The organism is Ochrobactrum sp. SFR4, from assembly GCF_019730395.1.
Lineage (GTDB): Bacteria > Pseudomonadota > Alphaproteobacteria > Rhizobiales > Rhizobiaceae > Pseudochrobactrum.
In genome coordinates this window covers 1-381 of sequence record NZ_JAAPBB010000320.1, presented here as the reverse complement: position 1 = coordinate 381, position 381 = coordinate 1, and the positions used below count along the sequence as shown (strand labels likewise).

Genomic DNA, 381 nt, shown 5'->3' with positions numbered 1-381 from the left:
TTACGGCTCTGGTTATCGGAGTGGTATAGCTAACAATGCAACTGAGCGTCTGCAGCAGGTAGGTTCTCCACAGACGAACTCAATTAATGAAGTTGTAATGCGAACCAATGCAAATGGGGAATTTATTGTTAGAATGGGTATTTGGAACAACTTATTCTATTCTACGCGGGAGGCTGGTACTCTCTATGTCTCGTATAATAACATTAAGGCAAGCAGAGTGTTTACCTTTGTTTAAATATTGCATTTTGAATGTTTAATTCATTGGAATCCAAGGCTCCGGTAAAAGGGAGCCTTGGATTTTTATATGCTTTAAAACCGTAGTGTTGCAGTGCTGCCGAAACGGTGGCTTTGGCTGTTACTGCCAAGCAAGCCACTATAAAT

At 40.9% G+C, this 381-nt stretch carries 1 protein-coding gene; it reads left to right on the top strand.

The window, feature by feature from the left end; genetic code table 11:
• Positions 1-235, top strand: a 235-nt coding sequence (locus HBA93_RS19175) for a hypothetical protein (protein WP_221724361.1), incomplete at its 5' end; no start/stop codon positions are given.
• Between the last annotated feature and the right edge of the window lie 146 nt (positions 236-381).